Origin of the sequence: Nonomuraea sp. NPDC049714, from assembly GCF_044465295.1 — a bacterium.
In the GTDB taxonomy this organism is placed as follows: domain Bacteria; phylum Actinomycetota; class Actinomycetes; order Streptosporangiales; family Streptosporangiaceae; genus Nonomuraea.
The window spans coordinates 72,905-97,209 of record NZ_JBITLM010000017.1 but is presented as its reverse complement, the minus strand read 5'-3'; the positions used below and the strand labels follow the sequence as shown (position 1 = coordinate 97,209).

Genomic DNA, 24,305 nt, shown 5'->3' with positions numbered 1-24,305 from the left:
GTCACTTTACGGCTTAATGCGCGGTTAGGTCATGAAGCCGCACGGTGATCGGCGCCACAAGGCAAAGATCCTGGTGTGGCAGGGGTTATCCGGCATGAACAGTGGGATTGATGATTCCAGCGGAAGGGCTATTCCGCGAAAAGGCATCGACATGTGGATACGTAGGACAGTGCGGCTCCTCGTGGTCGCGCTCTTTGCTCTCGAAATCTCCATAATCGCACTGGCGTCCGCGGCCTCCGCCGCACCGATCACGCCAGTGGAAGAGCCACGACAAGCGCCGGCCCCGATCGTTCGCGTCTATCACCTCGGGGGGGCGTACAAGGCTCCTCGATGGCACGCCGCGCCCGCCGAGGCCGCGACAGCCCTGGAGGAGACCTATAACGTGCGGCCCGTCCAGCAGGCGGCCCCTCGCGAGCGACGCCCCGAAGCGCGCGCGGGTCAGGCCGGGACCGGCTGGAAGTGGTCGGCGCGGCCACGGGCCAAGCAGGCCCACCGGCCGCTGGTGAACCTGCACCGCGCCCTGCCGAGGCAGGCGACAGTGCAGTTGTCCCACGCCAGCGCCTCCCGCTGGCTCAAGGGGGCGGGCCTGCGCTGGCGATCGACGGGCAACTGCAGCAACAAGCGGCTGCGCTACTGCACCTCGCTGGATGCGGTCCGGACGTCGACCGTCTCGGGGCTCATCGAGCTCAAGCAGCGCAGCGGGTGTCCGGTCATGGTCACCGGCGGCACCGAAGCAGGCCACGCGCCCGGCCCGTTGAGCCATGGCGCGGGCTACAAGGCTGACATCTCACACAATCAGTGCATCGATCGCTATATAACCAAAAATTACGATCGAACCGGGATGCGGAGTGATGGTTCCCCGCTGTACCGCACCCCGTCAGGCTCGATCTACGCCGACGAGGGCGACCACTGGGACATCCTCTTCCGATGAACAGGATGCCCCAGGATCCGGTCAGAACTCCGAGGCGACCAGCTCGGCGATCTCCGCCGCGTTCAGGGCGGCCCCCTTGCGCAGGTTGTCGCCGCAGACGAACAGGTCCAGCGTGTTGGGGAAGTCGATCGCCTGACGCACCCGGCCCACGTAGGTGGGATCGGTGCCCACCACGTCGGCGGGCATCGGGTAGACGCCGTTGGCCGGGTCGTCCCTCAGCACCACCGTGGGCGCCGCCTCCAGCACCCGATGCGCGTCGGCCACCGTGATCTCGCGCTCGAAGCGCGCGTGCACGGCCAGCGAGTGGGTGGTGATCACCGGCACCCTGACACAGGTCGCGGAGACCTTCAGGTCGGGAATGCCGAGGATCTTGCGGGACTCGTTACGGAGCTTGAGCTCCTCGGAGGCCCAGCCACCGTCCTTGTAGGATCCCGCCCACGGCACCACATTGAACGCGACGGGCGCCGGGAACGGCGACTCCTCCGGGAGCTTGTTGGCCAGCACCTTGCGCACGTCACCGGCCACCTGGCCGATCGTGCGGTCACCGGCCAGCGCCTCGACCTCGTCGTAGAGCCGGGCCGAGCCCGCCACGCCCGCACCCGACACCGCCTGATAGGAGGCCACGACGAGCTCGGTCAGCACATACTCCGCGTGCAACGCGCCGATGGCCGCCATCATCGACAGCGTGGTGCAGTTGGGCGTGGAGACGATGTTACGCGGCCGGTCGCGCGCGTCCTGAGGGTTGACCTCGGGCACCACCAGCGGGACGTCGGGCTCCATCCGGAACGTGCCGGACTTGTCGATGGCGATCGCGCCACGCTCGGCCGCGATCGGCACCCAGACGGCCGACACCTCGTCGGGCACGTCGAAGATGGCGATGTCGATGCCGTCGAACACCTCGGGCGCCAGCGCCTGCACGACCACGTCCTCGCCGCGGACCTGGAGCACCTTGCCCGCCGAGCGCGGGGAGGCCACCAGGCGCACCTCACCCCAGATGTCGTCCCGCGTCGAGACGATGTCCCGCATGACGGTGCCGACGGCGCCGGTGGCGCCGATCAGTGCGAGATTGGGCCTGCTCATCGTCCTGAACCTCCATACACAACGGCTTCGACCTGGTCGGACTCGAGATCGAAGGCGCGGTGCGCGGCGGCCACGGCCGCGTCGACACCGTCCTGCTCGACGATCACGGAGATGCGGATCTCCGAGGTGGAGATCATCTCGATGTTGACCCCCACGTCGGCGAGGGCCGCGAAGAACGTCGCCGTGACGCCGGGGTGCGAGCGCATGCCCGCGCCGATCAGCGACACCTTCCCGATCTGGTCGTCGAAGAGCACAGACTCGAAGGCGATGTCTCCCTGGATCTTCTTCAGCGACGTCAGCGCGGTCGAACTGTCGGTCGTCGGCAGCGTGAAGGAGATGTCGGTGCGGCCCGTCGCCGCGGCCGAGACGTTCTGCACGATCATGTCGATGTTGACCCCGGCGTCGGCCAGGGTTTTGAAGATCGCGGCAGCCTCACCGACCTTGTCGGGCACCCCGACAACAGTGATCTTGGCCTCGCTCCGGTCGTGCGCGACGCCGGAGATGATCGGCTGCTCCATCTCGGTTCCTTCGGTGTAAGGGTCGGAGACGACCCACGTGCCTTCCCTGTTGCTGAAAGAGCTTCGTACGTGAATCGGCAGGTCGAACCGGCGAGCATACTCGACGCACCGCAGGTGCAGAATCTTCGCCCCGCAGGCCGCCATCTCCATCATCTCGTCGTAGGAGATCCTGGGGATCTGGCGGGCCCCGGGCACGATGCGCGGGTCCGCGGTGAAGATGCCGTCCACGTCCGTGTAGATCTCGCAGACATCCGCCTCCAGCGCCGCCGCCAGCGCGACCGCGGTGGTGTCGGAGCCGCCACGGCCCAGCGTGGTGATGTCCTTGGTGTCCTGCGAGACGCCCTGGAAGCCGGCCACGATCGCGATGTGGCCCTGGTCGAGCGCCTCACGGATGCGGCTCGGCGTCACGTCGATGATGCGCGCCTTGCCGTGTGTCGAATCGGTGATCACCCCGGCCTGCGAGCCCGTGAACGAGCGGGCTTCGTGGCCCAGGTTGGCGATCGCCATCGCCAGCAGCGCCATCGAGATGCGCTCCCCGGAGGTCAGCAGCATGTCGAGCTCGCGGCCCGGAGGCAGCGGCGACACCTGCTCGGCCAGGTCGAGCAGCTCGTCGGTGGTGTCGCCCATCGCGGAGACGATGACGACCACGCTGTTGCCGGCTTTTTTCGTCGCGACGATGCGCTGCGCGACCCGCTTGATGCAGGACGCGTCGGCAACGGACGAACCACCGTACTTTTGCACAACGAGGGCCACGAGAGTCTCCCGGTCTGGACTGTGAGCTGCCAGTCTACTTGGGCTGTCTCATGCCACTCAGGTCTAGACCACTATGTGGACGCCTCTAGGCGGTGGTGGCCTCCTCCGCCACGTCCAGCCGCGAATGCGCGGCCAGGGCCTGCAGCGCGCGCATGGCCGCGCCCGCGTGGTTGCCCCAGGTGTTGAAGTAGGAGTACTGCCACCACCACAGGGCCTCGTGCGGCCGGCCCGCCTGATAGTGGCGCAGCCCGTGGATGAGGTCGGCGGCGACCGCCGTCAGGTCGTCCGAGAGCCGGTAGGGCGTCACGGAGGTGTCCTTGTACGGATCGAACACCTCGGCGTAGTCGTCCACCGCCTCCAGCAACTCGCCCAGCGCCGTGCGCACCCCGTCGATGTCGGGATCCTCGCCCAGCGGGGGCTCGTAGTTGCCGGAGAGGATCACGTCCTGGTTGGCGCCGAGCTTGGCTCCCGCCAGGCTCACCTGCGCCACCTCGACGAGGAGCAGCGACCAGATGGCGTCGCCCCCCTCGCCGCCGGCCACCCTCGCCAGGCCGTCCACATAGTTCTGGGCGTGTCCGGCGATCTCCTCCGCCAGGGCGCTCCACTCGTCAGACATCCAGCAGCCTCCGTCCCTCGAACGCGCGGCCCAAGGTCACCTCGTCGGCGTACTCGAGATCACCGCCGACAGGCAGACCGCTGGCCAGTCGTGTCACTTTCATGCCCATCGGTTTGACCAGACGGGCCAGGTAAGTAGCCGTCGCCTCACCCTCAAGGTTGGGGTCCGTGGCGAGGATGAGCTCCGTGACCCGGCCGTCCGCCAGCCTGGTCATGAGCTCACGAATGCGCAGGTCCTCGGGACCGACGCCGTCGATCGGGCTGATCGCGCCGCCGAGGACGTGGTAGGTGCCGCGGAACTCGCGCGTCTTCTCGATCGCGACGACGTCCTTGGACTCCTCCACCACGCAGATCACGTGCGTGTCGCGGCGCGGATCGCGGCAGATGCGGCACTCCTCCTCGGCCGCCACGTTGCCGCACGTCCGGCAGAACCGGACCTTCTCCTTGACCTCCAACAGCGCGTGCGCCAGCCGCTTGACGTCGGCAGGATCGGCCGCCAGCAGGTGGAACGCGATTCGCTGCGCGCTCTTGGGACCGACGCCGGGCAACAGGCCCAGCTCGTCGATCAAGTTCTGGACGACCCCTTCGTACATCGTCTAAAACCCTGGCAACTGGCCGAGGCCGCCGCCGCCCAGGCCCTGGGCCAGCGGACCGAGCTTCTCCTGCTGCAGATCGGCCGCCGCCCTGACCGCGTCGCGCACGGCGGCGATCACCAGATCGGCGATCGTGTCGGCCGTGTCCTGCGGGTCGGCGGCGTCGATGACGCTCGGATCGATCTTGAGCTCGAGCAGCTCGCCCGAGCCGTTGACGACGGCCGTGACCAGGCCGCCGCCGGCCGAGCCCTCGATCTGCGCGTCGTTGAGCTCCTGCTGGGCGCTCACAAGCTGCTGCTGCATGAGCTGTGCCTGCTCCAGCAGCTGCTGCAGGTTGACATCCCCTGGGTTCACCGTCGTGCGCTCCTCGTGGCTCCGGTTCTTGACTGCCACGAGCCTACGGTGTTTGTGCCTCGTCATGTACTGGGGGCATACAGGTGTTTCGCACGGCTCCGGTCTGGCCGGGTCCCGGCCCCCCTCCAGTGCCCGAGACCCGGCCGCACGTCGACCGGAGCGGCCGCACCACGCCGACGCGTTGCACCGGAACGCTAGCCACGAGAACGTTGCACACACGTTGCGATGATTCAATCACCCTAAGCAATCCCCCGAACGGGTTGCGCAGGCAGGCCCGCACCACGGATGCTCGCCATAGGCGTTGATTACTTGGAGTGGCCGATGAGTTACGCTCACCTTGACGCATACTCCCGCCTTCTGCGCACGGCGCACGAGACGGTGACGTCAGAGGCACTGACGCCCACCGTGCCCCGCAGGCTGATCAGCGCGTCCTGGCGACGCTCCATGGCCGCCGGCATCGATCCCGACGCCACGGCCGCCCCCCTCGCCTACGGCCCCGCCCACCTTGACCAGGTACGCGAGTCCCACCCGCTCCAGCCGCTGCTCCCCCTGCTCACCCAGACGCTCCAGCAGGCGGCCAACGACAGCGAGCACATCATGGTCGTGACCGACGACCAGGGCCTGGTCCTGTGGCGCGACGGGCACCCCACCACCCTGAGCCGCGCCGACCGCGTGGGCCTCGCCGACGGGCACCGCTGGTCCGAGGACACCGTCGGCACCAACGGCATCGGCACCGCCCTCGCCACCCGGCGGCCGGTGCACGTCTACTCCGAAGAGCACCTCATGCGCGTGCTGCACATCTGGTCGTGCAGCGCCGCCCCGATCATCGACCCGGAGACCGGCCGGATCCTCGGCTGCGTCGACGTCAGCGGCACCGCCCCCAGCCTCCACCCCGCCACCATCGCCCTGGTGGGCGCCACGGCCAGGCTGGCCGAGACCCAGCTCACCCTGCGCATGCACGAGCGCGACGAGTCCCTGCGCCGCCGCTACGAGTCCGCGCGCTGCGGCTCGGCCATCCTGCTCTCCCCCAGCGGCCGCGTCATCGCCGGCGACCCGGCCGGCCACCTGGGCGACCGCATCGACCTGCCCGCCACCGGCGAGCGCATGATCCTCCGCGACGGCCGCGTGGCGCTCCTGGAGCCCTACTCCGACGGCTACCTCCTGTGCCCCACCCCCGACGCCCCGCCGCCCCCGCTCACCCTCAGCCTCCTCGGCGACGGCCCGCCTTCGGCCGTCCTCAGCGGTCGCAAGCTCCCGCTCTCCCTCCGCCACGCCGAGATCCTCGCCCTCCTCGCCCTTCATCCGCGCGGCCTGACCGCCGAGCAGCTCTCCTTCCACCTGTACGGCGACGACGGCAACCCGGTCACCATCCGAGCCGAGATCCACCGCCTGCGCGCCCAGCTCGGCGCCGCCATCGACGCCAAGCCGTACCACCTGACCTCTCCCGTGGAAGCGGACTTCCTGGACCTACGCCGCCTGCTGACGGCCAACGATCCCGCCTCCCTGGCCCGTGCCTACCCCGGCCCCCTGCTGCCCCGCTCAGAGTCCCCCGAGATCCGCCGCGAACGGGACGAGCTCGAAGTCCAGGTCCGCACCTGCCTCCTCCAGCGGGGCTCCCCCCAGGACCTGTGGGCCTACGCCCAGACCGCCAACGGCCGCGAGGACTTCCAGGTCCTCGAACGCATCATCAGGGCCCTCCCCCCGGCCGATCCCCGGGCCGCCGCCGCCCGCGCCCGCCTCCGCACCAGCTAGCGGCTCGCCCGGCCGGTCAGCCCAGCTTGAGCAGGAGGTCGGTGAGCTCGGCCGGCACAGTGATCATGCAGTCGTGGCCGGTCGCCAGCTCCCACACCTGCGCCGGGTCGCCGTTGGGCTGGATCGCGGGCACGGGCCGACGGGTGATGCCTTCCGGCACGCCGGCGGTGCAGTGGATGTGCGCCCGTGGGATCGCGTTCACGGCCGGGTTGTCCAGCCGGACCGGTTGCTGAAGGCAGCGCACCGGCTGATCCGACAGCATCGCGCGCAACCAGGCGACGTCCGCCGGGTCGGTCACCCCGAACAGGCCGAAGGGCGGCGGCATCTCGGGGAGCGGCGGCACCCGCCAGCCGGTGCCGGACTTCACGGCGAGGTCGATCAGGGTCTGGGTCACGGGCTGGGCATCGACCGCGCTCTCGCCGTCCTCCGGGACCATCGCGTCGAGGTAGACCAAGCGTGCGATCCGATCCGGGACCTGGTTGGCCACGGACGAGATGACCAGCCCGGCGTAGCTGTGTCCCACCAGGACCACCTCGGTGAGGTCCTCCTCGGTGATCAGACTGACGATGTCGTCGACGTGCGTGTCGAGCCCCACCTCGGGGCCGAGCAGATGCGCCTTGTCGCCGTAACCGGTCAGCGACGGCGCGATCACCCGATGTCCGGCCGACGCCAGCAACGGGACCACCCGCTCCCAGCACTGCCCGCTATGCCAGGCACCGTGGACCAGCAGATATGTTGCCATGATTCGCTCCTTTTCGATGGGCCGCCGACCACGCTGCCGCCCGTGCTCCGCCGGAGCCAGAGCCCCCGCGGTCCTGGGGGTGACAGGACCAGGCACCCACCCGGTCGCGCGAACTACGGTGGAGAGATGCGCGACGAATCGAACCCGCTGGGCGACTACGTGCGTGCCCGCCGTGAGCTCGTCACCCCCGAGCAGGCCGGCATCCCCGTTATGGGGGTACGGCGCGTGCCGGGCCTGCGGAGGGAAGAGGTCGCGATGCTCGCCGGCATCAGCGCCGACTACTACCTGCGCCTGGAGCAGGGCCGCGACCGCAACCCCTCCGTGCAGGTCCTGGAGTCCCTCGCCCGCGTGCTGCGACTCGACGACGACGCGACGGCGTACCTGCTACGCCTGGGCGCCGACAAACCCCGCCGGCGCCGACGCCGGCCCCGGAAGGAGACCGTCCCTCCCGGCATCACCCAGCTCGTCGCCACGCTCCCGCTCCCCGCGTACGTCGAGGGCCGCTACTTCGACGTCCTGGCCGCCAACGCCCTGGCGACCGCCCTGTCCCCGCGCCTCGTGGCGGGAGGCAACCGCCTGCGGGACATCTTCCTCGACCCCGCCGAGCAGGCCCTCTACCCCGACTGGGAGAACGCCACCGGGGGCATGGTCGCGGGCTTCCGCGACTCCGTCGGCACCGACACGGACGACCCTCGATTCATCGAGCTCGTCGGAGAGCTCTCCCTCTCCAGCCCCCGCTTCAGCCGCCTCTGGGCCCGCCACGACGTAGAGGCGTGCGAAGGCGCCCCCAAGCGCATCGACCACCCCCAGGTCGGCGGCCTGCACCTGCACCGGGAGAGGCTGGGCATCGGCGGCGCGCCCGGCCGGACGCTCGTCATCTACCACCCGGACCCCGGCACCGACAACGCCGACAAACTAGCCCTCCTCGCCTCCATCACCCAGACACCGCCCGCACCTCAGCACGCAACCCCCCACGACCAGGCGGGAGCGGCCGACCGGGGCGAGCCGGCGGCCGAGCACAAGCCGCAGCCGTCTCCCGGACGGTGACGAGGACCTTCAGCGCGGTACCGAGCAGAAACGAGGCCGTCGGCAAGCCCGCCAGCAGCGGGCAAGGAGGGCCGTCGGCAAGCCCGCCACCAGCAGGCGATACGAACCGGGGACCTGCATGCCCACCCGAGCCGTCCGGCACCTCCGGTCAACGCCATGCGCCAGCACCTTCACCCGAAGAACCATCCATGGCGAAAAGCGTCCGAGATCAACGATCTCGCCGCACGGAGTCGTCCGTATTGCCGTGAGGCGTCAGTGGTCGATTTCGCCGATCACCTGGGCGCCCAGCTCGCGCTGGAGGAGGGCCATGCCCGATGCCGCGTCGACATCGGCGCCCGCGTCGTTCAGCGGGTCGACGTCGTCGGCGTAGGCGTTCTTGCCACGGCCCGGGACGGCGTCCGGCCAGGCCGGAGAGCCCTGGGAGCCCTGAGGGCTCTGGGAGGGTGCCTTGCGGGCGCCGGCCACGCGGGGACCCGCCTGGGCGGCGGCTCTGGCGGCCGAACGGGCGGCGGCCAGGCCGGTGCCCGGCGCCCCTCCCCCTCGGTGCCCCGCACCCGCCGACGCCTGGGTGGGGTCGGGCGTGGGAGGCGACCCCGGCCCGGGATCGTCAGGGGCGGACGGCCAGGACTCGTCCGTCGTCTGAGGGCCGCCCGACGACGAAGGACCGGTCGAACGAGCCTCGTCCAACGCCGTACGGCTCCGCGCCGGCGACGCCGCACCGTCGGCTTGAACGGCGACACCCTGAGGCGTCTGCACCGCGACGCCACCATCAGCCTGCGTCCCGCCCAGGGCACCCACCGGTGAGCCCGCGTGCGAACCCGCGGCCACTCCCCACTGCCCCCCAGCGGCATCGCCCGCCTGCGCCCCCACGCTGCCGGACTCCCCCGAACCGGACGCCGTACCAGACAGCCCCGAGCCGGGCCCCGCACCGGACGGCTCCGCACCCCAGCCGGACCCCGCGCCGGGCTGCCCTGAGCCGGGCTGCTCTCCTTGCGGGTCCGCCGAAGCGCCCGTGTGGCCGCCTGCCGCACCACCCTGGCCCGCATGGGCATCCGAGGATGAGCGGACGGAACCACCCGAATGCGGCCCGGCCGGACCGCCCGGATGCGTACCCGAAGGTCCACCGGGATGCGGGCCCGCGGGCCCGCCCGAGTGGGGACCCGACAAACCGCCCGAAGGCCCCCCGGAGTGCGGCCCGGACTGAGGGCCGCGTGAGGTCTGCTGCGGCGCGGAACCTCCGCCCACCACCGCCTCGACCCGCCAGGTGCCCCCGAGCACGTCGCCCAGCGCACTGGCCACCACGGCGTCCTTGCCGCCGCCGGTGAAGTTCTTCATCGCGCCGACCTGCAGGAAGCCGAGTGTGACCACGTTGCCTTCGACGCCCACCACCTGGGCGTTGGTGCTCACGTTCGACCAGGCCGCGATGCTGCGCTGCTTCAGCGCGGCCAGAACCACCGGCCACTGCTGCTGGATCGTGGCCGTACCACCCGCCGTGACACCGGACGGGGCGTGAGCGGGTGGCGCGGCAGGGGCCGGCTGCGCCGCCGGAGCCCCTGGACGAGCCGCCTCGGGCCAGTCGTCAGCCGCCCGCCGCGCCTGGGTGTCCGCCCCCGAGGGGTCGAACGCCTGCCCGCTCGGCGTGTTGACCGTGGCACCGTGGGCAGCCGCGGCCTGACCATCCTGTCCGGCAGGCGCGCCGGAGCCGGCCTGCGCACCAGAACCATCCTGTACGGCCCGCGTACCGGGACCATCCTGCGCGGCAGGCGTACCAGGACCGGCCTGGACGGCACGCGTACCAGGACCTGCCTGTGCGGCGGCTGAGCGGGCGGCCATGTGCGCCACGGCGCCGCCGCGTTCGAGGCGCTCCAGGCGGACGAGCAGGGCGGCCTCGCCCTGCGCCGCCGCCGGGAGCAGGACGCGGGCGCACATGAGCTCCAGCAGGAGGCGCGGCGAGGTGGCGCCGCGCATCTCGGTGAGGCCGTTGTTGAAGATCTCGGCGGCGCGGGTGAGCTCGGCGGGCCCCATCGAGGCGGCCTGCTGGACCAGCCGCTCCAGCTCGTCGGCCGGGCGGTCGAGCAGGCCGCTGGAGGCCGCCTCGGGGACGTTCGCGAGGATGACCAGGTCGCGGAAGCGCTCCAGGAGGTCGGCGGCGAAGCGGCGCGGGTCGTGGCCGCCCTCGATGACCCGGTTGACGGCGTGGAAGACCTGGGCGCCGTCGTGCGCGGCGAAGGCGGCGACGACCTCGTCCAGCAGGTCGCCGTCGGTGTAGCCGAGCAGCGAGACGGCCTTGGCGTAGGTGATGCCCTCGTCGTCGGCCCCGGCGAGGAGCTGGTCCAGGATGGACAGCGAGTCACGCGCGGATCCGGCGCCGGCCCGGACGACGAGCGGCAGCGCGGGCGGCTCGAACGGGACGCTCTCCGAGGAGAGGATCTCCTCCAGCAGCGCGCGGAGCGTCGCGGGCGGCATCAGCCGGAACGGGTAGTGGTGGGTCCGCGACTTGATGGTGCCGATGACCTTTTCCGGCTCGGTCGTCGCGAAGATGAACTTCAGGTGCGGCGGGGGCTCCTCGACGAGCTTGAGCAGCGCGTTGAAACCCTCGCGGGTCACCATGTGCGCCTCGTCGATGATGTAGATCTTGTAGCGCGCGGACACCGGCGCGAAGAAGGCCCGCTCCCGCAGGTCACGCGCGTCGTCGACACCACCGTGGGAGGCGGCGTCGATCTCGATCACGTCGAGGTGGCCGGGCCCGGTCGGGGCGAGCGCGACACAGGACTCGCAGACGCCGCAGGGGTCGGGCGTGGGGCCCTGCTCGCAGTTGAGCGAGCGGGCCAGGATGCGGGCGCTGGAGGTCTTGCCACATCCGCGGGGGCCGCTGAACAGGTAGGCGTGGTTGATGCGGCCCGTGCGCAACGCCTGCCGCAGCGGGTCGGTGACGTGTTCCTGGCCCTTGACCTCCGCGAAGGTCCCGGGCCGGTACTTGCGGTAAAGCGCAAGGCTCATGCGACCATCCCGCCTGCGAGGGGCTCCCAACGAAGAGACCCCTCGCACACCCGCCAGAGCCCGCTTATCCTTGCTGCCTTCCGGCCCTGGGGAGGTTCACAGGATGACGCCGCGCGAGGGGTCCTTCCACAGTCTAGCGGGACACGGCAGTGCTCGCTCCAGCCCTTCGCGACAGGAAATCTCGTACGGCTTGCGGCGGGAAATGATGGTCACCACACCTCTGGAAGTCCGGTAAGCTCATCGACGGAGGATTCGCCTAGTGGCCGAGGGCGCACGCTTGGAAAGCGTGTAAAGGGCAACCTTTCGGGGGTTCAAATCCCCCATCCTCCGCCAGCTCAGCAGGGGTGCGCCGTGATCACGGCGCACCCCTGTCGGCTTCCTGGTCTCAACGGATGAGCTGCTCGGCTTCGAGCTTCCGTTCGGTGAACCGGTGGGTAGGCGGGGAACGTCATCGGCATGTGAAGCCCCTTCATTGGAGCGGCATCGTCCTGGCGGCGGTCCTGCTTCTCGCCGCGGTCGTCGTGGTTCCGGGCATGGTCGGCGAGCCCGCGCCGCCGGTGCCTGCTTCGTGTCCACAGCGATGGGACGGCGACGAGATCGGCCACTGGGTGCCGGCTGCCGCGGGCCTCGACGGAGTCGAGGACTCGCTCGTCCCCGGTACACCCACGAGCGCGTTGATCTGCGCCTACCCCGGCCTGAACTCGAATCCGGGCGGGGAGTCACTCGCCGGATCACGGATCTTGACCGACCAGGCCAAGTCGATGGCCTACGACCTGGGATACCTTCCGGTCACCACCGATCGCCTCGAAAAAGCCTGCACCTTGGTGGGCGGGCGGATGACCAACTACCTCATCCGGTTCGCCTACCCCGACGGCCAGGCGTTGTGGGTGGGCAGCGCCGAAGAGGTCAACTCCTGCGTCACGACCACCAATGGCACGGTCGTCAGCGATTCGTACGTCGGGCCCAGCATCACCACTGCCTACCGCACCGGGACCTGGGCGCTCCTCCCGCCGAAGGACCCTTGCGACCCGGCGACCCGACGGCGGGGACAGAATGAGCAGATGGTGCCCGATGGGGCGATCAAGGTGCTGGTCTGTCGAGATCGCCACAAGGGGAACTCCACACCCCGCCCATCTCGCGGGCTGGAGCATGGAGAACAGCAGGCGCGCGAGCTGGCAGCGGGGCTGAACTCGCTGGACGCCGAACCGGGCGGCAACACGTGCCAGGAAGTCGGCGGCGGACGACGGGAGATGTTCCTACTGCAATTCGGCTATGCGGAGGGACCGCCGGCCTGGGTGCGCATCCTTTCCCCTTGCCGGCCCTCGGTGAACAACGGGGGGCTGGTAGGGGATCTGGACAACGCACTTCTTGATCGGGTACGACGGCTGGCGCCGCCCGCCTGACGCCCCGCCGGATAGCCGATCACGGCGCTGGAAACGATCGGGGCATCGCTTCGCCAGATCGCTAGGCTACGACGATGGACCGCGTGACCGAGGTGCCCGAAGATTCCGCGACACGGCCTCCTGCCCGGGGTTCGGCCGCGACCCGAGCTGCGGATCCGGCCCGGGTGAATGACTACGACGACTTCGCCGAGGCGTACTCCGCGGAGACCGAGAACAACATCTTGAACGCGCACTACGCGCGGCCCGCGATCGTCACGCTCGCCGGGGATGTGGCCGGCCGCCGGATCCTGGACGCCGGTTGCGGCTCAGGCCCCCTGTCGGCTGCCCTACGCGACCGCGGTGCCGTCGTCACCGGCGTCGACGCCAGCGCCGGGATGCTGGCGTTGGCCAGGCGGCGGCTCGGTGACGACGCGGACCTGCGCGTGGTCGACCTCGGCGACCGCCTGCCGTTCGCCGACGGGGCGTTCGACGACGTGGTCGCGTCGCTGGTGCTGCACTACCTGGAGGACTGGGCGCCGACGCTGGCCGAGATGCGGCGCGTGCTCAGGCCCGGCGGCCGACTGATCGCGTCGGTCCACCATCCTTTCGTGGACTACATGATCCAGAGTCCTCGGCCCGACTATTTCGCGACCACCAGCTACGCCGACGAATGGACGTTCAACGGACAGTCCTTCCCGATGACCTTCTGGCGCAGGCCGTTGCACGCGATGACCGATGCCTTCACCACCGCCGGGTTCCGCCTTGCCGTCATCAGCGAGCCGCAACTCGACCCGGCCGTCCGTGAGCTGTTCCCCGACGAATTCGATGACTTCTCGGGAAAACTCAGCTTCCTGTTCTTCGTTGCCGAAGTGCCGCCGTCTGCCGCGGGCTCGGACGGCTAGCCACCTGTTCGCGGTCCTCGCCCCGCTCAGTAGCCAGGTGAGGTAGTGCAGAGCTGGAAGGAGGCATCTACAGCAGAGCCGACATCCGCTTCGCCTGATCGGCCTGGGTGTCCCCGCGAGTCCGCAGCAGCCAGTACAGCGCGAGGAGGCGACGGCACTCGGTGAGCCTGCCGGCCTCCTCAGCGGTCAGGTCCAGGCGCTCCAGCACGGCGGTCATGCCGGCGGGGCCGTGGCGCCAGACCGAGATGTGCTCGATGACCTCGGCCAGTTCGAAGGCACGGTCGCTGCGGCCGGAGTACTCGAAGTCGATGACGCGGACATCGGTTCCGTCCCACAGGTAGTTGGCCAGGTTCCCGTCGCCGGTGCCGAACACCGGAGTGCCGGGCCGCGCCAGCAGTTCCTCCAGCCTCGGTTGCTCCACCCAGCTCGCAGCCTGGCCGAGCACGTCAGCGACCGCAGGGTCTCCGCCGGGAGGAACCGTCGCGGACCAGGCCAATACTTGCCGGAGGAGTTCGACCGGATGTCCGGCACGCGCCGGCACCCGCTCCAGCGCTGGCCGGGGAATCGCGTGCTGGACTCTCGTCACGGCCCCGGCCAGGGCGTCGGCCACATGTCCGCCGATCGGTCCACGTACGGCGACGCCGGCGAGCCTGGACATCACCACGGTCGGCGGGTCGGCGTCCGGCTCGGCGCTCACCGGGGCGGGCGCTAGCCCCGGCGCGTACGCGTCGAGCAGTTCCAGGGCTCGCCATTCCCGCTCGGGCTGGTCATGGCCGGTCGATCCGTATCGCTTGATCACCACATCGTGCCGCAGCTCGATCTCGTGATCTCCCACACGCTTTCCTCTCTTGCCGAGACCCCGGGATCAGGAAGGCAGGATGTCGATGTCGCCGGAGTCACTGGTCAGGGTGAGCGAGCGCGGGGCCGAGGGGTCGTGGACGGTGTTCAGGTGCTCGTTGCCGGAGTCGGTGGTGGACACGACGTTGTACGGGCCTTCGGGCACCCGTACCACGGTCTTGCCCGAGTCCGTCGACGTCACGACCTTGTCCGGCGGGGCGGCGAAGGCGAGGGTGATGGCGCCCGAGTCCGTCGACGTCTCCACCTTGCCGGGCCGGGCGGCGAAGGCGAGGGTGACGGCGCCCGAGTCGCTCTTGGAGACGACCTGCTTGCCCGTGAGCCCGTCGGCCTCGATCGCGCCCGAGTCGGTGGCCGCCTCGACGTCGCCGGACAGATCCCGCAGCGTCACCTTGCCCGAGTCGCTGACGGTCTTGACGCGCAGCCCCCGGGGGATCTCGACCTGGTAGCCGACGTCGCAGTTGCCGGCCATCCAGCCACCGGGGCAGGTGAAGGTGAGCACCAGGGTGCCGCCCTGCGTCTCGTGGGTGGTGGTGGGCTTCCTCTTCTGCCAGGTGAGGTGCTCGGTCACGTGGATGCCCGCCCGGTCGGACTCGATCACCTCGATCTGGCCCGAGTCGGTCTCGACCTCGATCGCGGTCACCTTGTCCGCGACGTCGTAGGACGCCGTGTCACTGTTGACGGGCCCGGCGAGACCACATCCCGTCAACAGCGCCGCGAGCGCCAGCGATCCCGCGACCACACCTGATCTCCGAATGCTCATGGCACCGAGTCTCCTGCAAGGCGGCCGGAGCAGCGTCCGGGACGACCCTGAAACCTCCCTGAGTGCCTATGAGAGGGCTAGGCCGTCGTGAGGGCCTTGGAGCGGTCGGTGGCGAGGTGGACGGCCATGCCGCCGAGCACGGTGCCCATGAAGTAGCGCTGCGCGCGCACCCACAGCGGCCTGCTGGCGAGGAATGCGGCCAGGCCACCCGCCGAGATGACGATCAGGCCGTTGACCAGGGTGCCGACGGCGATCTGCGCCGAGCCGAGCGCCAGGCTCTGCAGCAGGACGTGGCCCATGGCGGGGTCGATGAACTGCGGCAGCAACGACAGGTACAGAATCGCGATCTTGGGGTTCAGCAGGCAGGTGAACAGGCCCATGGCGAACAGCCTGCGGGCCGGCTCGACAGGCAGCTCGCGGGTCTCGAACGCCGAGGTGCCGCCCGGCTTGACCGCGTTCCAGGCGAGCCAGAGCAGGTAGGCGGCGCCGGCGAGCTTCAGTGCGGTGTACGCGGCCGGCACGTAGGCGAAGATGGCCGTCAGGCCCAGGCAGGTGGCCGTCAAATAAGTGGTGAAACCCAGGAAGACGCCCATGAGCGAGATGAGCCCCGCCTTGCGGCCTTGGGTGATCGACCTGGAGACCAGGTAGATCATGTTCGGCCCTGGTGTGAGAACCATGCCCAGGGAAACCAGGGCAATCCCTAACATTCCACCCGTCATATCGGCATATTAACGGCAAGCTCTGACTGAGCCCTTGGCCGGGGCCAGAGGCATTCCGACCTCCCTTTCGGGGAAGTTGCCACCTGGCAACCCCAGCGGAAGGGACACGCCATGGACTTCAGGGACGACGTCAACCTCGACTCCTCACAGGTCGAGGATGCCGGTGGAGGAGGCGGCGGCGGCAGGTTCCCGCGCGGCGTGATCATGGGCGGCGGAGGCATCGTCAGCCTGATCGCGCTCGTCCTGGTCTTCGTCCTGAACAACGTGGGCGGCGGCGTCGAGCCCGCCCAGCGACAGCCCCCGGCGAACCTGGCCGAGCGGTGCCAGACGGGCAAGGACGCCGACCAGACGGAGAAGTGCCAGGTCGTGGGCGTGGTAAACAGCATCCAGGACTACTGGAAGACCGAGCTGCCGACCTACCGCCCGGCCAAGACCGTGCTGTACTCAGGCGGCGTGCGCACCGCGTGCGGGGATGCCGACTCCTCCGTCGGCCCCTTCTACTGCCCCGGCGACCGGCGCGTCTACCTGGACCTGAGCTTCTTCGACCAGCTGCGGAGCCGGTTCGGCGCCCAGGGCGGCCCCTTCGCGCAGGCGTACGTCATCGCCCATGAGTACGGCCACCATGTGCAGAACCTGCTCGGCGCCCTGGAAGGCGGCAGTTCGGTGGCGGTCGAGCTGCAGGCCGACTGCTACGCGGGCGTGTGGGCCAAGAACGCCTACGAAGGCGGTTTCTACGAAAAGCCGTTCACCGACACCGAGATCGCCGAGGCGCTCGACGCGGCGGCCGCCGTGGGCGACGACCGGATTCAGCGACGCAGCGGTGGCCGGGTCGATCCCGAGTCGTTCACACACGGCAGCTCGAAACAGCGCGTGGCCGCCTTCCAGCGCGGATACGCAACCGGAAATTCCGCCCGATGCACGGCCGACGAGCTGGTTTGATCTCCGCCGAGAACGCAAGTAATCGAAATCACGCCTAAAATCAGTGGGGTGATCTTCAAGCTCGTCGGCGACGGACGCCCTTATCCCGAACACGGCACGTCCAACCGCGAGTGGGCCCAGATACCCCCGCGGCAGGTCCGGCTCGACTCCCTGATCACCACCAAGGCCATGCTGGACCTCCACTCGCTGCTCGCCGCCGACTCCACCTTCTACGGCGACCTGTTCCCCCACGTCGTCCAGTGGCGGGGCGAGCTCTACCTTGAGGACGGCCTGCACCGGGCACTGCGCGCGGCTCTGCACCAGCGTTCGATCCTGCACGCCAGAGTTCTCGAACTGCCGAGCTGACCCGAAACCGCTCGCGGTTCAATGGCACCCATGGACCAGGCAACCGCTCGCGAACGTTTCGTAGCGGCGCGGACGGCCACGCTCGCCACCGTGGACGCGGCCGGGACCCCGCATCTCGTGCCGATCGTGTTCGCCGTGGACGGGGACGTGATCGCGTTCGCCGTCGACCACAAGCCGAAGACCACCACGCACCTCCGGCGACTGCGCAACATCGCCGAGAACGACCGCGTCTGCCTGCTGGTCGACCACTACGACGACGACTGGTCTCGCCTGTGGTGGGTCAGAGCCGACGGCCGGGCCGCCATCGCCGGGGATCCCGCTCGATGGATCGAGCGGCTGGCGGATCGTTATGAGCAGTATCGGGACCGGCCGCCGGAGGGGCCTGTCGTCACCATCACGGTCGACAGCTGGCGAGGGTGGTCGGCTCAGTGAACGAAAAGGGCCCCCGAGAGATCGGGGGCCCTTTTCGGGTGGCGGTGGTGGTGGGATTTGAACCCACGGATGAGTTGCCCCATCACACGCTTTCGAGGCGTGCGCCCTCGGCCACTAGGCGACACCACCGTCGACGAGCTTACCGGATCCGCCGAGTGGCGAAGAACTTCTTGAGAACCGCGGAGCTCTCCTCGGCCAGCACGCCCATGACGACCTCGGGGCGGTGGTTGAGCCTGCGGTCCCTGACGACGTCCCAGAGCGAGCCGACGGCTCCCGCCTTGTCGTCGACCGCGCCGTACACGATCCTGTCGATCCTCGACTGGACGGCGGCTCCCGCGCACATGGTGCAGGGTTCGAGCGTGACGACGAGCGTGCAGCCGGTCAGCCGCCACTGGCCGCGCCGCCGGGCGGCCTGCCTGAGGGCGAGCACCTCGGCGTGCGCGGTGGGGTCGGCGGCGCTCTCGCGGTCGTTGCCGGCGGCGGCGAGGACCTCGCCGAGCGGGTCGAGCACCACGGCGCCGACGGGCACCTCGCCCCTGGCTCCCGCGGCGGCGGCCTCGTCCAGGGCGAGACGCATCGCGTCCGCGTGGTTCACCGCAAGCGGTCGAGCTCGTCGGCGAAGGACAGCCGCTCGGCCAGCACCGAGAGGATGTCGGCCGGCAGCATCCCTTCCTCCATGCTCAGCTCCAGCAGCTCCTCGGAGGTCACACCCAGGTCGCTGAGCAGCTCGAAGTCGCCTGCCGGGCGCACGCCGAGCTCGGTGGCCTCCTTGTCGGGAGCCACGCCCGCGAACTCGGCGAACAGCTCGCCGAGGTGGTCGGAGAGGATCGCGTGGGCGTCGGAGAGGAACACGCGGGGCTCCTCGTCGCCGCGGTAGCGGACGATGGAGAACCACTCGTCCTCCACCTCGACGCAGAGCAGCGCGAGCTCGTCGCCGGCCAGGCCGAGCGCCTCGACCACGGCGTCGCCGAAGTCGTCGACGATCTCGGAATCACGCAGGTCGACCTCGGCGCCGCTCCAGCCGCCGGAGGTCTTGACGAAGGCCGCGGAGAAGGTGTTCGCCATGTGCGCTCCAGGGGGTCAGTCGAAGACCGATTCGATGGCCCGCTCGAACGGCTCGGAGAAGCCGAGCCGTGCGGCGATGCTGGACAGCACCTCGTCGGGCAGCAGATCGACGTCGCCGGAGAGAATGCCCAGCTCCATCTCGTCCAGTCCGAGGTCAGCGAAGATCGACAGGTCGCCGGCGGGCAGCGCGGTGTCCTCGTCCTGGAGGATCTCGTCGAGCTCGTCCTCGTCGGGAACCGGCACGTCGAGGTAGTCGAGAACCTGTTCGGCCAGCGGGAAATCCCACGACGCGGCGATGTCGGAGAGGAAGACATCGACCCGTTCGCCGAGTACGCGCAGCGCCACGAAGAACTCATCCCCCACGGCGACCAGGCCAATCGTGCCGCTCTCGCTCGGCTGCTGGCGCAGGGCCTTGATCAGGCCGTGCAGATCGGACGTGAGCGCGGCAGGCAGCAGCTCGGCGTCCCAGCAGTCGTCCTCGAGATAGACCACGATGGCGAAATCAAGTGCGTCTTCGTCTGTCATCGCGATCCCCCACACCCGACCCTGTCAGTACAGAGCCTCTTCGGTTTCCAATCGTTCCAGACCTGACCGGCCGGCGCGTGCCCCTCCGACCAAATTGTGATCAAAACAGCGGACGCATCGTGTCGGTACGTTCCACACAAGATAGCGTTGTCCTTTATGGAAACCCTCGTCGTCGACCATCCGCTCGTGGCTCACAAGCTCACCGCGCTGCGCGATGTCCGCACCGACTCGCCCACTTTCCGCCGGTTGGCGGACGAGTTGGTGACGCTGCTGGCGTACGAGGCCACGCGAGATGTACGGGTCGCCGACGTGACCGTGGAGACCCCGGTGGCCACGGCCGACGGCGTGCGGATGGCCAAGCCGTACCCACTGGTCGTCCCGATCCTGCGCGCCGGGCTGGGCATGCTCGACGGCATGACCCGGCTGCTGCCCAAGGCCGAGGTCGGGTTCCTGGGCATGGTGCGCAACGAGTCGACGCTGCAGGCCGAGACGTACGCCACCCGGCTGCCGGACGACCTGTCGGGGCGGCAGTGCTACGTCGTGGACCCGATGCTGGCCACGGGCGGCACGCTGTCAGCGGCGGTGCAGTTCCTGTTCGACCGGGGGGCGGTCGACGTCACCGCCCTGTGCCTGCTCGCCGCGCCCGAGGGCCTGGCGCACATGGACGAGGTGTTCGCCAACAGCGGCAAGCCGATCCGGGTGGTGACGGCCGCGCTCGACGAGCGGCTCAACGAGAACGGCTACATCGTGCCGGGCCTCGGCGACGCGGGAGACCGCCTCTACGGCGTGGCCTGACAGGCCCTTTTCCTTCACGCGGAGCACCCTCTTCGTTACATACTGTGTTTGCATGGGTACGAAGAGTGAGGAAGGCAACTTCCGCTGGTGGGGGAGCAGGATGAGCGTTTGTCCGATCGCCGGGGTGTTCTCGTGAACGATCGCACCGAGGCGGATCCGAATCCGTACGCGGAAGTGGAGACGGCGCTTCGCGAGGAGTTCGCGGGTGTCCACTCCGCTGCCACCGTAACGCGCTGCGTGGACGCGGCGCACTACGGCGCGCTGGAGGTCACAGGCTACGCGCATCCGAGTCTCGTCGAGCGGATCGCGCGCAAGCATCTCCACGTTCTGGCCCTGGTGGCCAGCGAACGTGGCTAGGCAAGATCGAAACTAGCTCGCGATGCCACCTTTACCCGGGCTACAGGGTGGGTAATGTATAGGGCGGGCGGAGTGGGTAAGTGTACGGAGGCGACAGTGCAGGTCAAAAAAGTCCTGACATACGGTGGTGTCGCGTTTGTCGCGTACTACCTGTTCGCACGACCATCTGATGCCGCTGACGCGGTCAGAGGGGCGTTCGACACCGTGTTCAACGCGGCAGACTCGCTGGCTCAATTCGTGAACCAACTCGCATGAGACTTGTGACCCACGGGGACTCTGCTCCGTCGTCGGTCAACCGTTACCTCCTCCCCCACGAACAACAGGTCATCATGGTGCGGCGTCACCCCGCCGTGCTGCTGCGTCCGATCGCCGAGGTGTTCGGCGGCCTGATCATCGCCGGACTGCTCAGCAGGTTCTTCGGCGGAAGCGCGGGGGGTGGCACGGCTCTCGTGGTCGTGTGGTGGCTCTGGTTGCTGCTATTGATCCGTTTTGTCTGGAAAGTCGCGGAGTGGTCGGTCGACTACTTTGTGGTTACCTCGAAACGGATGCTCTTGACCACGGGCCTCATCACGCGCAAGGTCGCGATGATGCCGATCGGAAAAGTCACCGACATGAGCTTCCAACGATCTCTGGTTGGGCGCATGCTCGGTTACGGAGAGTTCATCCTCGAGTCCGCCGGTCAGGACCAGGCCCTGTCGAACGTCGAGTACATTCCGTATCCGGAGACCCTCTACCTGGAGGTCTGCCAGATGCTTTTCCCAGGCAAGGACGACGGCGACGATTAATCTCCGCTTGGAGAATTCTTCACGCGGGGATACCCGATTCGGCTACTTCATGCAATCATTGCGTGTTGTTGACCCTTCCCCGCCTTGAGAGATGAGATGCCGAGTCAGGGAACCATCGGTGACCGCGTCCGAGGATTGCGGCTGAACAGGCGCATGTCGCAGGCCCAGCTGGCCGGACCCGACCTGTCGGACAGTTATGTCTCGCTCATTGAGTCGGGTAAGCGCACACCGACTCCCGTCGTCGCACGGCTCCTCGCCGAAAGGCTGGGGTGCACCACCGAGTTCCTCCTGCACGGGATCGAGCCTCGGCAGCGCATCGACACCGAGCTCGGCCTGCGTCACGCGGAGCTTGAGCTACAGCACGGCGATCCCGGCGTGGCCGCCGAGCGCTACACGGAGATCGTGAAGGCGGCCGACGAGGACAACGCCATGCTCACCGCGCACGCGCGACTGGGCAGAGCGCGTGCCCTGGAGGCGCAGGGGCGGCTCGGCCAGGCGGTCGAGGCGTTCGAGCGCCTGCGCAGGGAGGCCGCCGCGCACCCCGAGCGCCTGGCGGACCTGCCGCTCACCGTCGCGCTGAGCCGCTGCTACCAGCGGGCCGGCGACCGGCTGCGGGCCCGTGACCTCGCCTGCAAGGCGCTGGAGCAGGCCGAGCAGATGTCCATCACCCAGGGCGAGATCGCCATCGACCTGGCCGCCGCGCTGGTCGTGGCGCGCGGCGACCGTGAGGGGCAGTCCGCCGAGCTCGCCTATGTCAAGAAGGTGCTGGACGTCGCCGGGGTTCCTGAAATTGTGGACCGTTCCGGAGAGATTCACGCGCTCTGGCAGGCGAGCAGCGCGGCGGCCGCGGGCGACGACTCCGCGCTGGCCGTGCGGCTGGCCGACGACGCCGTCAACGCCGGCCGTCAGGAGCGGCTCGCACTACAGCTGGCCAGGACCGCGATGCACTGGGCCCGACTGGAGAGCGCTCCCCTGAGCGAGGCGGAGCGGCTGTCCGGCGCCGCGGCGCACACGTTCGCCACGGCCACGGGCAGGGAGCGCGAGCACGGCGAGAGCCTCATCGTGCGCGCCAGGGTCCAGCTGCGGGCCGGCGACGCCGCGCTCGCGGGCAAGCTCGCGGGCGAGGCCCTCGACCTGCTGCCCGACGCTCCCGGCACGGCCCCGGCCGAGGCCAACCTGGTGCTCGCCACGGTCGCGCTCGGTCTGGGCGGCGACCCGGCCACGCACCTCGGCAAGGCCCGCACCCTGCTGGCCGACCGTGACCGGCAGGTGTTCGGCTCCGACCGGCCGGCCGCCCGCTGCTGGCGCGAGCTCGGCGACCTGTACGGCCAGGTGGGAGACCGCGCCCAGCAGACGGCCGCCTATCGCAAGGCCCTCGAAGCCGCCGGGGTCCGCTCGACGATGGCCGGGCTCACGGTCGACGCCCCGCTTTCCCACTGACCTCCGGGGGGCTCCAGGCCGTCTTCTTCAGGCCTGGAGTAGACTAGGGTTCTCCAGTCATTGACTCATAGGATGATTGGTTTCCCCCGGAGGAGGCGCGACTGTGAGTCTGCGTACAGCGCAGCGGGCTTCGCTGGTTGATCAAGTGATCGACCAGCTCAAGGAGCAGATCACCTCAGCGTCGTGGCCGATGAACGGCAAGATCCCGACCGAGACCGTGCTCGCGGAGCAGCTAGGGGTCGGACGTAACACCGTTCGCGAGGCCGTGCGCGCGCTCACTCATGCCGGACTCCTGGAGTGCCGGCAGGGTGACGGCACCTACGTCCGCGCCACCAGCGAGCTCTCGGGGGCCATGCTCAGGCGGCTGCGGCAGGCCGAGCAGCTGGAGATCCTGGAGGTGCGGCGGGCTCTTGAGATCGAGGCCGCCCGCCTGGCCGCCACCCGGCGCACCGACGAGGACATCGTCCTCATCGAGGCGGCGCTCGCCGAGCGGGACAAGGCCTGGGAGGCCGACGACCCCGACCTCTTCGTCGAGGCCGACCTGGCCTTCCACATGGCCGTCGCGCACGCCACGCACAACTTCGTGCTCATCGACCTGTACGAGGACTTCTCGGCCGCGCTGCGGGCCAGCATCACCGCGGCGGGCACCTCGCTCAACAAGAGCTACATCCCGCACGACGCGATAGCCCGCGCCATCGCAGCCGGCGACGCCACCGCCGCGGAGCGGGCCGGCCACGCGTGCATGGAGCACATCCTCATCGCCCTGACCGACGCCTAGTCACGAGCGCAGCCACTCGGCGTGGTCGGCGGCGAAGTCCTCGAACGTGCGAGCCTGGTGGCCGACCACCTGCGCGAAGTCAGGGGTGGTGTAGTCGCCCCAACCGGACGCGTACGCCTGGGCGTACTCGACGTTGACCTCCGCCTGCCACTCCGGGAGGCCCGCCGTGAGCATCGCCTGGTGAGCCGCCTCCGGCGACACCGGCTCGTAGCCGATGGGCGTGCCGTGGACGCGGGTCAGCCGGGCGGCCGCCTCGCGCAGGGAGATGCTCTCCGGGCCGGTGATGGTGTAGGTCCTGCCGTGGTGAACCGCCGGATCGCTCAGCACCTCGGCGGCGAACTCGGCGATGTCGCGGACATCGATGAAGCCGATCCGGCCCTCTCCCGTGGGGCCGTAGAGCGTGTCGCCGCTCACCGAGCCGAAGAGGTTCTGCATGAAGAACGCCGGTCGGATGATGGTCCAGCCGAGCCCGGAGGCGGCGAGTTCGGCGTCTGACAGCGCGTGCAGGCGGCCGTTGCGGGTGGGGGCGTCGTGGGCGGCGCCGATCGCCGACATGCGCACGATGTGCCGCACGCCGGCCTGGCGGGCCGCCCATACGGCGTTCATGCTCGCATGCGGCGCCTGGGGACCCATCGCGGTCAGCAGCCACAGCACGTCCACGCCCTTGAACGCCTCCCGCAACGTCTGTGGCCGGTCCAGGTCGCCGACCGCGACCTCGACGCCGGCGGGCGCCCTGGCGGGATCGCGGACCAGCACCCGGACGTCGTCCGTGCCGGGCAGGGCTCGCAGGAGTGCGCCGGAGACGTTCCCGGTGGCACCGGTGATCAAGGTGGTCATG

Annotated in this window: 27 protein-coding genes, 2 tRNA genes, 1 other RNA gene and 1 pseudogene; 15 read left to right on the top strand and 16 right to left on the bottom strand. The window is 69.5% G+C overall.

The annotated features are described in order from the left end of the window. Positions 1-31: 31 nt before the first annotated feature. Entirely contained in the window at positions 32-931 is a 900-nt protein-coding gene (locus ACIBQX_RS44485) for a hypothetical protein (RefSeq protein WP_397015698.1), read from the top strand. Positions 932-952: 21 nt separating this feature from the next. On the opposite strand, the gene ACIBQX_RS44480 is transcribed toward ACIBQX_RS44485, so the two are convergent. The 5 genes from ACIBQX_RS44480 to ACIBQX_RS44460 all read right to left on the bottom strand — a co-directional run bounded on the left by ACIBQX_RS44480 (position 953) and on the right by ACIBQX_RS44460 (position 4,844). Further along, positions 953-2,011: an aspartate-semialdehyde dehydrogenase gene (locus tag ACIBQX_RS44480; protein ID WP_397015696.1), complete on the bottom strand. Its 1,059-nt coding sequence runs from the start codon at positions 2,009-2,011 to the stop codon at positions 953-955. Then, on the bottom strand, positions 2,008-3,282 hold the full coding sequence (locus ACIBQX_RS44475; protein ID WP_397015694.1) for an aspartate kinase: 1,275 nt from the start codon (positions 3,280-3,282) through the stop codon (positions 2,008-2,010). Before ACIBQX_RS44475 ends, ACIBQX_RS44480 begins: the two co-directional genes overlap by 4 nt. A gap of 85 nt (positions 3,283-3,367) precedes the next feature. Continuing rightward, positions 3,368-3,898, bottom strand: a complete 531-nt coding sequence (locus ACIBQX_RS44470; RefSeq protein WP_397015692.1) for a DUF5063 domain-containing protein — start codon at positions 3,896-3,898, stop codon at positions 3,368-3,370. Continuing rightward, complete coding sequence (gene recR / locus ACIBQX_RS44465) at positions 3,891-4,490, bottom strand: recombination mediator RecR (RefSeq protein ID WP_397015690.1); 600 nt, start codon at positions 4,488-4,490, stop codon at positions 3,891-3,893. Before recR ends, ACIBQX_RS44470 begins: the two co-directional genes overlap by 8 nt. 3 nt (positions 4,491-4,493) lie before the next feature. Further along, complete coding sequence (locus ACIBQX_RS44460) at positions 4,494-4,844, bottom strand: YbaB/EbfC family nucleoid-associated protein (RefSeq protein ID WP_101787598.1); 351 nt, start codon at positions 4,842-4,844, stop codon at positions 4,494-4,496. Positions 4,845-5,165: 321 nt separating this feature from the next. Here ACIBQX_RS44460 and ACIBQX_RS44455 point away from each other — a divergent pair, with 321 nt between their 5' ends. Continuing rightward, positions 5,166-6,596: a GAF domain-containing protein gene (locus ACIBQX_RS44455; protein WP_397015688.1), complete on the top strand. Its 1,431-nt coding sequence runs from the start codon at positions 5,166-5,168 to the stop codon at positions 6,594-6,596. A 16-nt stretch (positions 6,597-6,612) separates the two neighbouring features. On the opposite strand, the gene ACIBQX_RS44450 is transcribed toward ACIBQX_RS44455, so the two are convergent. Further along, positions 6,613-7,338 (bottom strand): alpha/beta fold hydrolase, encoded by a 726-nt coding sequence (locus tag ACIBQX_RS44450; protein WP_397015686.1) that lies wholly within the window; start codon positions 7,336-7,338, stop codon positions 6,613-6,615. Between the two features lie 126 nt (positions 7,339-7,464). On the opposite strand from ACIBQX_RS44450, the gene ACIBQX_RS44445 reads away from it, so the two are divergent. Then, entirely contained in the window at positions 7,465-8,385 is a 921-nt protein-coding gene (locus ACIBQX_RS44445) for a helix-turn-helix domain-containing protein (RefSeq protein WP_397015684.1), read from the top strand. 1,404 nt (positions 8,386-9,789) lie between these two features. Here the strand turns inward: ACIBQX_RS44445 and ACIBQX_RS44440 are convergent. Both ACIBQX_RS44440 and ffs read right to left on the bottom strand, forming a co-directional pair. Continuing rightward, positions 9,790-11,385, bottom strand: a pseudogene (locus ACIBQX_RS44440) (DNA polymerase III subunit gamma and tau); the annotation flags it as partial. A 30-nt stretch (positions 11,386-11,415) separates the two neighbouring features. Continuing rightward, an RNA gene (gene ffs / locus ACIBQX_RS44435) (signal recognition particle sRNA small type) lies at positions 11,416-11,511 on the bottom strand. Positions 11,512-11,630: 119 nt separating this feature from the next. Here ffs and ACIBQX_RS44430 point away from each other — a divergent pair. The 3 genes from ACIBQX_RS44430 (at position 11,631) to ACIBQX_RS44420 (ending at position 13,669) form a co-directional block, all read left to right on the top strand. Then, positions 11,631-11,718, top strand: a tRNA-Ser gene (locus ACIBQX_RS44430). A gap of 200 nt (positions 11,719-11,918) precedes the next feature. Continuing rightward, entirely contained in the window at positions 11,919-12,788 is an 870-nt protein-coding gene (locus tag ACIBQX_RS44425) for a hypothetical protein (RefSeq protein WP_397015682.1), read from the top strand. Positions 12,789-12,862: 74 nt separating this feature from the next. Further along, entirely contained in the window at positions 12,863-13,669 is an 807-nt protein-coding gene (locus ACIBQX_RS44420) for a methyltransferase domain-containing protein (RefSeq protein ID WP_397015680.1), read from the top strand. A gap of 67 nt (positions 13,670-13,736) precedes the next feature. On the opposite strand, the gene ACIBQX_RS44415 is transcribed toward ACIBQX_RS44420, so the two are convergent. The 3 genes from ACIBQX_RS44415 to ACIBQX_RS44405 form a co-directional block, all read right to left on the bottom strand. Continuing rightward, entirely contained in the window at positions 13,737-14,504 is a 768-nt protein-coding gene (locus tag ACIBQX_RS44415) for a phosphotransferase family protein (protein ID WP_397015678.1), read from the bottom strand. Between the two features lie 30 nt (positions 14,505-14,534). Continuing rightward, positions 14,535-15,287 (bottom strand): DUF4097 family beta strand repeat-containing protein, encoded by a 753-nt coding sequence (locus ACIBQX_RS44410; protein ID WP_397015676.1) that lies wholly within the window; start codon positions 15,285-15,287, stop codon positions 14,535-14,537. Positions 15,288-15,364: 77 nt separating this feature from the next. Continuing rightward, positions 15,365-15,964 (bottom strand): LysE family translocator, encoded by a 600-nt coding sequence (locus tag ACIBQX_RS44405; protein WP_397015674.1) that lies wholly within the window; start codon positions 15,962-15,964, stop codon positions 15,365-15,367. A 153-nt stretch (positions 15,965-16,117) separates the two neighbouring features. On the opposite strand from ACIBQX_RS44405, the gene ACIBQX_RS44400 reads away from it, so the two are divergent. The 3 genes from ACIBQX_RS44400 to ACIBQX_RS44390 are packed head-to-tail and all read left to right on the top strand — an operon-like array spanning position 16,118 to position 17,722. Next, the gene (locus tag ACIBQX_RS44400; protein ID WP_397015672.1) at positions 16,118-16,945 is read left to right on the top strand and encodes a neutral zinc metallopeptidase; all 828 of its coding nucleotides are present in this window, start codon (positions 16,118-16,120) and stop codon (positions 16,943-16,945) included. 48 nt (positions 16,946-16,993) lie between these two features. Further along, positions 16,994-17,290: a type II toxin-antitoxin system VapB family antitoxin gene (locus ACIBQX_RS44395; protein WP_189137501.1), complete on the top strand. Its 297-nt coding sequence runs from the start codon at positions 16,994-16,996 to the stop codon at positions 17,288-17,290. Positions 17,291-17,320: 30 nt separating this feature from the next. Then, a complete protein-coding gene (locus ACIBQX_RS44390) occupies positions 17,321-17,722 on the top strand; it encodes a TIGR03668 family PPOX class F420-dependent oxidoreductase (RefSeq protein ID WP_397015670.1) in 402 nt (133 codons plus the stop codon). A 39-nt stretch (positions 17,723-17,761) separates the two neighbouring features. Here ACIBQX_RS44390 and ACIBQX_RS44385 read toward each other — a convergent pair. The 4 genes from ACIBQX_RS44385 to ACIBQX_RS44370 form a co-directional block, all read right to left on the bottom strand. Further along, a tRNA-Ser gene (locus ACIBQX_RS44385) sits at positions 17,762-17,851 on the bottom strand. 10 nt (positions 17,852-17,861) lie between these two features. After that, positions 17,862-18,317 carry a tRNA adenosine(34) deaminase TadA gene (gene tadA / locus ACIBQX_RS44380; protein WP_397015668.1) on the bottom strand — a complete coding sequence of 152 codons (456 nt, stop codon included), beginning with the start codon at positions 18,315-18,317 and terminating at the stop codon, positions 17,862-17,864. Continuing rightward, a complete protein-coding gene (locus ACIBQX_RS44375; protein WP_397015666.1) occupies positions 18,314-18,787 on the bottom strand; it encodes a tRNA adenosine deaminase-associated protein in 474 nt (157 codons plus the stop codon). Before ACIBQX_RS44375 ends, tadA begins: the two co-directional genes overlap by 4 nt. 15 nt (positions 18,788-18,802) lie before the next feature. Then, a complete protein-coding gene (locus tag ACIBQX_RS44370; protein ID WP_397015664.1) occupies positions 18,803-19,312 on the bottom strand; it encodes a tRNA adenosine deaminase-associated protein in 510 nt (169 codons plus the stop codon). A 156-nt stretch (positions 19,313-19,468) separates the two neighbouring features. Here ACIBQX_RS44370 and upp point away from each other — a divergent pair, with 156 nt between their 5' ends. The 6 genes from upp (at position 19,469) to ACIBQX_RS44340 (ending at position 23,467) form a co-directional block, all read left to right on the top strand. Beyond that, a complete protein-coding gene (gene upp / locus ACIBQX_RS44365; RefSeq protein WP_397015662.1) occupies positions 19,469-20,107 on the top strand; it encodes a uracil phosphoribosyltransferase in 639 nt (212 codons plus the stop codon). Between the two features lie 132 nt (positions 20,108-20,239). Then, a complete protein-coding gene (locus ACIBQX_RS44360) occupies positions 20,240-20,464 on the top strand; it encodes a hypothetical protein (RefSeq protein WP_189137508.1) in 225 nt (74 codons plus the stop codon). Between the two features lie 96 nt (positions 20,465-20,560). Continuing rightward, the gene (locus tag ACIBQX_RS44355) at positions 20,561-20,719 is read left to right on the top strand and encodes a hypothetical protein (protein ID WP_397015660.1); all 159 of its coding nucleotides are present in this window, start codon (positions 20,561-20,563) and stop codon (positions 20,717-20,719) included. After that, positions 20,716-21,249, top strand: a complete 534-nt coding sequence (locus ACIBQX_RS44350) for a PH domain-containing protein (RefSeq protein ID WP_397015658.1) — start codon at positions 20,716-20,718, stop codon at positions 21,247-21,249. The genes ACIBQX_RS44355 and ACIBQX_RS44350 overlap by 4 nt, the downstream gene beginning before the upstream one ends. A gap of 96 nt (positions 21,250-21,345) precedes the next feature. Continuing rightward, positions 21,346-22,689 (top strand): helix-turn-helix domain-containing protein, encoded by a 1,344-nt coding sequence (locus tag ACIBQX_RS44345; protein WP_397015656.1) that lies wholly within the window; start codon positions 21,346-21,348, stop codon positions 22,687-22,689. A 103-nt stretch (positions 22,690-22,792) separates the two neighbouring features. Beyond that, positions 22,793-23,467, top strand: a complete 675-nt coding sequence (locus tag ACIBQX_RS44340; RefSeq protein ID WP_397015654.1) for a FadR/GntR family transcriptional regulator — start codon at positions 22,793-22,795, stop codon at positions 23,465-23,467. On the opposite strand, the gene ACIBQX_RS44335 is transcribed toward ACIBQX_RS44340, so the two are convergent. Then, the gene (locus ACIBQX_RS44335) at positions 23,468-24,304 is read right to left on the bottom strand and encodes an SDR family oxidoreductase (protein ID WP_397015652.1); all 837 of its coding nucleotides are present in this window, start codon (positions 24,302-24,304) and stop codon (positions 23,468-23,470) included. Position 24,305: the final 1 nt, after the last annotated feature.

Coding starts and splice junctions, on each gene's coding strand:
- ACIBQX_RS44455 (WP_397015688.1), top strand. CDS start 5,166: ATGAGTTACGCTCACCTTGACGCATACTCCCGCCTTCTGCGCACGGCG.
- ACIBQX_RS44375 (WP_397015666.1), bottom strand. CDS start 18,787: ATGGCGAACACCTTCTCCGCGGCCTTCGTCAAGACCTCCGGCGGCTGG.
- ACIBQX_RS44410 (WP_397015676.1), bottom strand. CDS start 15,287: ATGAGCATTCGGAGATCAGGTGTGGTCGCGGGATCGCTGGCGCTCGCG.
- ACIBQX_RS44445 (WP_397015684.1), top strand. CDS start 7,465: ATGCGCGACGAATCGAACCCGCTGGGCGACTACGTGCGTGCCCGCCGT.
- recR (WP_397015690.1), bottom strand. CDS start 4,490: ATGTACGAAGGGGTCGTCCAGAACTTGATCGACGAGCTGGGCCTGTTG.
- ACIBQX_RS44420 (WP_397015680.1), top strand. CDS start 12,863: ATGGACCGCGTGACCGAGGTGCCCGAAGATTCCGCGACACGGCCTCCT.
- upp (WP_397015662.1), top strand. CDS start 19,469: ATGGAAACCCTCGTCGTCGACCATCCGCTCGTGGCTCACAAGCTCACC.
- ACIBQX_RS44480 (WP_397015696.1), bottom strand. CDS start 2,011: ATGAGCAGGCCCAATCTCGCACTGATCGGCGCCACCGGCGCCGTCGGC.
- ACIBQX_RS44450 (WP_397015686.1), bottom strand. CDS start 7,338: ATGGCAACATATCTGCTGGTCCACGGTGCCTGGCATAGCGGGCAGTGC.
- ACIBQX_RS44370 (WP_397015664.1), bottom strand. CDS start 19,312: ATGACAGACGAAGACGCACTTGATTTCGCCATCGTGGTCTATCTCGAG.
- ACIBQX_RS44400 (WP_397015672.1), top strand. CDS start 16,118: ATGGACTTCAGGGACGACGTCAACCTCGACTCCTCACAGGTCGAGGAT.
- ACIBQX_RS44425 (WP_397015682.1), top strand. CDS start 11,919: ATGGTCGGCGAGCCCGCGCCGCCGGTGCCTGCTTCGTGTCCACAGCGA.
- ACIBQX_RS44485 (WP_397015698.1), top strand. CDS start 32: ATGAAGCCGCACGGTGATCGGCGCCACAAGGCAAAGATCCTGGTGTGG.
- ACIBQX_RS44470 (WP_397015692.1), bottom strand. CDS start 3,898: ATGTCTGACGAGTGGAGCGCCCTGGCGGAGGAGATCGCCGGACACGCC.
- ACIBQX_RS44345 (WP_397015656.1), top strand. CDS start 21,346: ATGCCGAGTCAGGGAACCATCGGTGACCGCGTCCGAGGATTGCGGCTG.
- ACIBQX_RS44405 (WP_397015674.1), bottom strand. CDS start 15,964: ATGGTTCTCACACCAGGGCCGAACATGATCTACCTGGTCTCCAGGTCG.
- ACIBQX_RS44350 (WP_397015658.1), top strand. CDS start 20,716: ATGAGACTTGTGACCCACGGGGACTCTGCTCCGTCGTCGGTCAACCGT.
- ACIBQX_RS44335 (WP_397015652.1), bottom strand. CDS start 24,304: ATGACCACCTTGATCACCGGTGCCACCGGGAACGTCTCCGGCGCACTC.
- ACIBQX_RS44390 (WP_397015670.1), top strand. CDS start 17,321: ATGGACCAGGCAACCGCTCGCGAACGTTTCGTAGCGGCGCGGACGGCC.